At 39.2% G+C, this 7,767-nt stretch carries 4 protein-coding genes; all 4 read right to left on the minus strand.

The annotated features are described in order from the left end of the window. The coding region (locus Q0460_RS08100; RefSeq protein ID WP_299086275.1) for a calcium-binding protein at window positions 1–3,766 on the minus strand (3,766 nt) is incomplete at its 3' end. A gap of 16 nt (window positions 3,767–3,782) precedes the next feature. Beyond that, on the minus strand, window positions 3,783–4,265 hold the full coding sequence (locus tag Q0460_RS08105; protein ID WP_299086276.1) for a hypothetical protein: 483 nt from the start codon (window positions 4,263–4,265) through the stop codon (window positions 3,783–3,785). Window positions 4,266–4,328: 63 nt separating this feature from the next. Then, window positions 4,329–4,457 carry a hypothetical protein gene (locus Q0460_RS08110; protein WP_299086277.1) on the minus strand — a complete coding sequence of 43 codons (129 nt, stop codon included), beginning with the start codon at window positions 4,455–4,457 and terminating at the stop codon, window positions 4,329–4,331. A gap of 250 nt (window positions 4,458–4,707) precedes the next feature. After that, on the minus strand, window positions 4,708–6,558 hold the full coding sequence (locus tag Q0460_RS08115; RefSeq protein WP_299086278.1) for a TolC family protein: 1,851 nt from the start codon (window positions 6,556–6,558) through the stop codon (window positions 4,708–4,710). Between the last annotated feature and the right edge of the window lie 1,209 nt (window positions 6,559–7,767).

Consider the following 7,767-nt stretch of genomic DNA (forward strand, 5'->3'; position numbering starts at 1 on the left):
AAAGAGTGTCGTTACCATCACCGCCGCCGAGAATGTCATCGCCTTCGCCGCCGTAGATGGTGTCATTACCGCTCTGACCGTGGAGAGTGTCGTTGCCGACATCGCCGTAAAGGATATCGTCTCCACTATTAGCGAATATTGTATCATCTCCGGCTCCGCCATTAATTTCATCGTTACCGTTCGCTCCCCTAATGATATCGTTAGCGTCGGTTCCTTTAAACATAGTTTGTTTTTCTAATTCTCTAAAAGATAATTTAGTTCCGTCTGCGAATTCGAAATTCTCTATCATGCCACCATCATAAACGGATCCATCCCAATAAGCATTATTTATCGTTATCTTATCTTCGGTTCCTTTAATGGAAATTTCAAGACTGTTAACATCTTTATCGGCTCTTTTTACGATTAGATCGCTTAAAGAAATCCCCTCTTTAAATTTAATCGTATCACCGCCACCGTGACCATCATAGATGGTATCGCTTCCATCGCCTCTACCAAATATATAGGTATCGTCGTAATCCCCACCTTCCAATCTATCGTTACCGGCTCCGCCTTCTAAAGTATCGTTACCGTCGCTACCGTAAAGTTTATCATCTCCGTCGCCGCCATAAAGAGTGTCGTTACCATCACCGCCGCCGAGAATGTCATCGCCTTCGCCGCCGTAAAGGGTATCGTTACCATTGCCCGCGCTGATATTATCGTTACCAGTAGACCCTACCATCATATCATTTGCATCTGTGCCGCTGGAATTAGAGGTTATCGTTGCTATATCTAGCCTATTTTGCGTCTCTTGGCCTATGGCGGCTATATATTCGCCCAGCACCCCTCGTTTATTCGCTCCGTATGCAAACTCGGCAAGTAGGCTAAGCCCTGCGGCGAACTCCTTTTTACTCTGAAACAATGTGGCAAACTCCGCCAAATCCACGAAAGCCTTTTTCGGGTCGTTTAGGTTGATCTCTTTAAATTTATCGATTACTTTGGTGAAATTTAGTCTGAAATCATACTTCGGCTTAGCAGATGCGTTTACGCCGCCGTTTGCAGATCCAGAGGCACCGCCCGCAGTAGTATCGTTAGACACAGAGATCATATCTAGACTTATCAGATCTGCATAGCCTTTTAGTCTGGTTTGAGCTAGTAGCGAAGCATAGGAGTAGTTTAAAATTTTATCATAAGTTTCGTTCGTGTTTTTGATGATGGCTTTTATATCGTCATTGCTTATATAATAGAGATCCGCAGTCTTTGAACCAGTAAAAGCATCGATTACCTTGATCTTATATTTTATGCTCTCAAACTCCTTTAGCAGGCTCTCATCTATGGATTTAGAACTATCTAGAAGCGCTCTGTATTGAGACGGAGTAAGGCTTAGTCTTCTAGCGTTTGGATTACCGGAGTTTATCACGTTACCGTCTGCATCTACATTGATATTTGATCCTGCGCCTAGATTTACATTGCTTGGAAGCTTCACCCCTTTTAGACTTACTTCGTAGCCAGCAGCATTAGAATTTCCGCCCGTGCTTCTTGCCGCAGTCTCGCTCCAGGCTTTGATGAGACCTGGCAGAGCCTTGAGCTGCTCCTCTTTGGTACTTAAGCGAGAGTAGCTATCTAGTGCGGCAGCAAGATCTTTATTTAATGCGGCAGCCGATCTTAGATCTCTTAGTAATCCAAAGCCTTTGATATTTGCTCTAGCCATATCTTCTGAGTTTAACGGCGCCTCGTCTTTAAATTTAGAGTTTATCGTATCTACGTTGAAATTTAGATCGCCCATACTATGAGCGGTGCCGTCTTTTTTAGTATAGCTTCCCTTTAGGCTTAGGGTATTTCCGCCTCCCAGATCTTCGTTTACCTCATTGTGATTTAGGCTTAGGCTGGCGATGCCTAGTTCATCTAGGCTCTTTAGCTCGCCTTCGTCTGAGATCCCGTTAGAGTTCGCATCCTGCCAAATTTTAAGATCTTTAAATTTATCGTCTTTATTATCTATAAGCCCGTCGTTATTGCTATCGAATTCCTTTAAAGCTTCGTAGCCGTCCTTGGCTAGTCTTTGATTGCCATCTTTATCTTTTATCTGCGTGAAATTTCCAAATAGCTCGCTGCCGTCGTCTATCTTACCGTTGCCGTTACGATCGTAGGCTAAAATTCCATCCTCTTTGCTTATCCAAGATGATTTGTGAGATACTCCATCGCCGTTATGATCGAAGTAGGCTCCGCCGCTTTCATTATTATTCGAGCCTGATTTTTTATCCGAAGCTGTTATGGATACAGGATTGATACCGATCTTGCCGTCGCCGTTAAGATCAAGGGCGAGAGGGTCGTAGATTAAGAAGTTAAAAATAGAACCGAGGAATTGACCTATGGAATTTATAGCATTTCGTAATGTATGGTTAAATTGTTCCACTAAATATGGTAATGTATCTTTTGCATTTTCCCACCTATTTGGATCTTGCCAAAAATTTTTAAATTCTTCTAGCCATTCCTGATCCCTGCCTTTCCAGTTTTCGTCAAATGGATCAATAAAATATAAAAGAGCATCTCTATTTTCATATAAATACGAAAACAACTTGCTACCGACCGCCATAGCTGCCATACCTATCAACAAACTTCCTACCGTTACCGTTCCGCCCATTAAAGCCATAGCTGCTGCTGCGGTCAAATAGCCGCCACCTAGAGAAACCGAATATTCGCCTATTAGATCGCTAGCCCGCTGCGCATCTCCCTCTTCCAGTGCTTTATATGCTTCGTACGAAACCCAACCTGCGCTTAATACGAGGCCTGCAGTTCCTATCTTATTTAATGTGCCGATAACTTTAGCTGGCGGCTCATTTTTTAGAACTTTGGTAATCTCTTTGATCTTATCGCTATATGACATTTTCTCATTATTAACAATCTCTCTTGTGATTTTATCGATCTTCTTTTCGTTGTCGCCTATCTCCATCGGCGTATCTGTAGGCTTTTTATTTCCTATCGTATGTTCGGTATTACCACTCGCTTTTTGATTTTGATGAGCGATCAAATCTTTTGTTTTGGTATGCAAGATCTCATTATATTTGATATTTTTTCTAGTGGTTTCGAAGTCTTTTTGATTTAGCTCATATAGCTCGCTTTTGCCGGTTATTTCTAGCACTGTTTTTCTGTCGCTTATTATAAAATTCAATTTTTCTTTATCGGTAGCATAAGAATTTAGTTTGGAGGCGAAATCCGCTTTATTCATGCCGTTGATTTTAGTAATGTTTTTATTCTTGAGAAGTTCGGGGAGTTCAGTTCTAAAAAATACTCTTTGCGTTTTAGCGTCGTCGCCTAAAATTATAACCGTTTCTCCCTTGGCTGTCTGTACAAAATTTCTTGATACGATATCCCAAGCGCCTTCTGTTTTTGGCTTTACAAGCTTATCGCTTTTATCGTATTCTGAATCTAAACCGCCTAATAAAATACCTTCTCTTGATGTGTAGTTTTTTGTATTTGGAGCATAACCATATAATTTTTTCCAAGCTCTAGAAAAATTTTTATTCTTATCAATTTCCATTAAAAATTCAAACGCTTCCGTTTTATTTATAATTCTAATATTCGGACTTTTTGTTGCTATCTCTGCAGCTTCATTAGCGCTACTATATAGCACGGTTGTCTCACCTTCGCTTTTAGTACCTAGTTTTCTAACCATATCGTTTAGAAAAAATTTCTCAAAATTTTCAGCGGTTACCTTAGCGCCGCTACTGGTTCGTATATCTTTACCATTTGCAATATCTGCTAAAATTTGATCGGCTTGTTTACTCGTCATTTTTTATCCTTTATATTTAATCGTGCAGAAAAGTTACGACTTCGTGTTCTTTTGGAACATATTCCCTATTTTCAATACCGCCGCTACCATACTCAGACAAGGCTTCATTTAAAATTTTATAAAGCTCGTCTATCGAAATATCTCCAATGTCAGAATTTACGCTTTGGAATTTATATTTGACCTTAAATGGATTTTCCGTGAAATATTTACTCGTTGTCTCATCATAAATTCGCCTTATATCAAGCTCGATTTCTCTACCTTTATAATAAAGCAGCCAAATCTCCTCTCCGGTATATCCGTCTCTTGGATCAGGCAGATGCGGGCTACAAACAAAGATAAGCCAAATATCTCTTTGCCTGTCGATGACCCAGTCTAACCACTTTATTTGATAGGGTTTTTGTGGATTATAATGATATTTTACCAAGCACTGATCTACACGATTTATAATATCATATTTCTTCAAGTCCTCTTTCGAAATATATTCCGCTACAAACGCCATTCTCTCCTCCTTAAGAAATTTAATAATCTTGATTTTACGATATGTTTATATTCGCCTATGCGCTCATAAATATATAGTAGGAAGTAGGATCTGTTTTATTAGAGCTTGCTTAGCAGAGCGTTTACCCGTTTTAGCACTTGCGTTATAAAGAGCTTTATTGACCACTATCGGCTCTTTACCGCAATCTCTCATCAAATCCCTATTCATATAAAAATTTCGCCGCATTTTATCTTTTTATTCTTACGCTATATTTAAAATCTAAAACTACTTTGCCATATCAAATTTCAAGGTTCTTTGCTACTCTAAATTTTAAAATTTTACTTCCCAGCGCAGCAAAATACAAAGCCTAAAAACAAATGCAAGACGCTATGTTAAAACACTATAGCCACTTAAACTATCTATTGGGCTAGCCGCGAAATCATCTACTTGGCTACCAAACGGCCTACTCGCACCTTCCGTATCTAGACATTAGTTCCACTTTTTTGATATTAAAGCTGGCTTTTTGCGTATGTTCTTTAAGAGCTAACTCCTTTTTTAAAGAGGCTATTAGGGAGTTTAAAACATCGATTTTTGAGCTTTCGTTACCGGCATTTAATCTCTTTTGCATAGTTAGGATATCTTTTGAAATTTTAGAGGAATTGGATAGGATTTTATCGTATTCGTCCTTTTTGGATAGAAATAGTTTAAGATCTGCGATCTGCTTTTCGTATTCTAATTTAGCTTCTTCTTTTTTAGATAAAATCCTCTCTTTATTGATCTCTTTTTCTTTAATCTGTGCGGCGCGCTTGCCTCCGTCAAATAGGCTCATATGCACCGTAAGTCCCGCTCTATATCCATGTCTTTTGACATCCTTTCCGGCGCGGCTAAAGTCGTCTCTGTCGCTACCGTAAAGATCGTATCTGCCGTATAGCGAAACGGTAGGATAATAAAGTCTTTCTTGCGATCTCATGCTCAGCTCATTTGCGGCTAATTCATGATCAAACCCTTTAGCGATTACGCTATCTTCAAAGGGTACGAAGTCTGAGTTGATACTATTGGCTCCGCCTAGATCCGAAAGATAAAACACGTTTGGAATTTTAACTCCGGAAAGCGAGTAAATTTTATTTAAGGCGTTATTGGCGTTAAGCTGTAGTTGAGATAGCTCATAACTCGTATCGGCCAATGCTATGGCTTGATCTGCCAGGGCGGTTTTACTTAGCTCTCCTGCGCCCGATAGTCTCTTTTCATAGATATAAAGCATCTCGTAAGCATCTTTTAACCGCTCATAAATTTCTATTCTGTTTTTATATCCGAGCGCCTCGTCGTAAAGCTCCAGAAGCTTGATAGAGCCGTCCATATACGAAGAGCATCTTTTAAGATCTGCTTGTTTGATATTCTCTTCGGCAGCTTCGATCGCTAACTCATCCGCGCCGAATTTAAATATATCTTGGCGCAGCACGAGCGAGACGGAATCTCCGTAGCCGCTTTGAGAGACTAGGCTATCATCGCCAATCTGCACGGAATTATAGCGGGCGCCGTAGCGTTTGGCGTATTCGCTATTGGCATTAATTCCAAGTTCGGGATAGCGCGAGGCCTTTTGATACTCAAGCTCGTTGCGCGCGCTTTGCACATCCAGTCTAGTTAAATTTAAACTCGGAGAATTGGCTAAAGTATGCTCTAACAAGGCGTCGAAGGAGAAGGAATTTAGGCCCGTTTTAAAATTTGAATCAAGCTCTCCGTCCAATCTTTTTTGATTTATATCCCGTATTTTTGATCTATCTAGTCTGTAAATTTTAGCAGGGGCTTTGGCTTTGGGATTTGAATTCTTTGAGGTGTCTTGCGAGCTATCTTGCTTTGAGCCTGCCTCGGGAGTGGAGAGATATTTTTCTAGGGCACTCTGAGCGTTTGGCATGGTTTGTTGATTGGATATGCTTTGTTTATCGGACGTTAGCTTTTGTAGGGATCTTTGAGTTTGAGTGGATTTTTGTGCCGATATTTTATTGGACGTGGATTTTTGCATCGCTGATTGGTTTTGGATGGATGTTTTGTTGGGAGAGGATTGTTGTGCGGACGTTTTATCAAGAGAGGATTTCGGTACGTCAGTTTGATTTTGAACTGATGCTTTATTAGGGGTAGGTTTTTGTACGCTCGTTTTATCGGAGGAGAATCTTTGCACATTTGCTCTATCGGGGATGGGTTTCGGTGCGGTAGAGTTAAATTTATCCGCTGCGTTTAACGCGTCAGCACCCAAGATCAAAGCAAAAACGGTGAAAGCTATTTTAAATTTATCCGAATGAAGTTTAAATTTATCCAAACGAAGCTCTTTATAAATGAAATTTCAATGCATTTTATACGAAAGGGGATTAAAATTTTATAAAACGGCGGATGAAATTTTGAGTTTGCTATTTTAAAATTTAAAGACCGAGGCAAATCCTTCAAAGCATAGCTGACCTACAAGGCAGTATAGCGTATATTAAAGCTCCCTAGAGCACTTAAAGAATTTAAAGAAAGTATTTTAGCGAGGAGCGCAAAAGGAAAGTGGCAGAAAGCATAATGGACAAGTGAATCCAATGCAGCTAATAAGGATAATACAATAAGCAAAAGTCGTCCCATCTGCCTTCCCGCTCGTCTCATTTTACGCTATGAAGCGTGCCATGTATAAGCTATAAATACCGATAGAATGGGAATATCCGTCAAGAGGCGATAGGCTCTTGACGGATATTTATAGTGTGTCTTTCCGTCGTGTTTTACCTTGTTTGACGTATTTGAGACGTTTTAGCACTCTATAGGAGTTCTCTTTTTTTGGGCGGTATTTTTTGTATATTACACATACACGTAAATTTGAAAATACACCCGCGTATTTTTTAATCATCATAACTATAAAAGCTATAAGCCTAAAAGATATTATCTCTTTGTGATTGCAATGCTCTATGACTTCTTTTAATATTATGAGATGTTTTAATACTATGGTGCTTTAATGCTTTAATCGCTGCAACTCTTAAGCTTCAATGCTTGCTTTTAGTGCTATGAGTGCAAAAAGCTTTTAGAATGTCTACTTTATCCTTTTATTCGCTATTTGGTCTTTTCATCGCTCTTTGATATTCCTATACCATTTATTTACTTCATAATCTGTTGGATGGCTACTTTGGTGTTTGCTGGTATGTGAATAGTTACCTATTTTATATCGCTTATTGCATTTGCTCTATGCTTTATAATTTTACGATACTGCGAAGTAAAATTATAAAATTTAGAGCGACAAAAGACCTTGAAATTCGATATGGTAAAGCGATTTTAAATTTTAAATACTTCATAAAAGGGCAAAATGCGCCAAATTTTTATATTAGTATGGGATTTGATGATAGATTATGATAAAAGACCAATAGCGGCAAAAACGATTACTTACTAAAAAATCTAGAAATTCTTGTGTCCGTTCTAAAATTTCAAGTCATATTTGAACAAATAAAAAACGGTAAATAGCCGCCTGCCCTCCTTTCCTATCTTACGCTAAGTCCTTCGTCTAGGT

This window comes from uncultured Campylobacter sp., assembly GCF_937980635.1.
Taxonomy (GTDB): domain Bacteria; phylum Campylobacterota; class Campylobacteria; order Campylobacterales; family Campylobacteraceae; genus Campylobacter_B.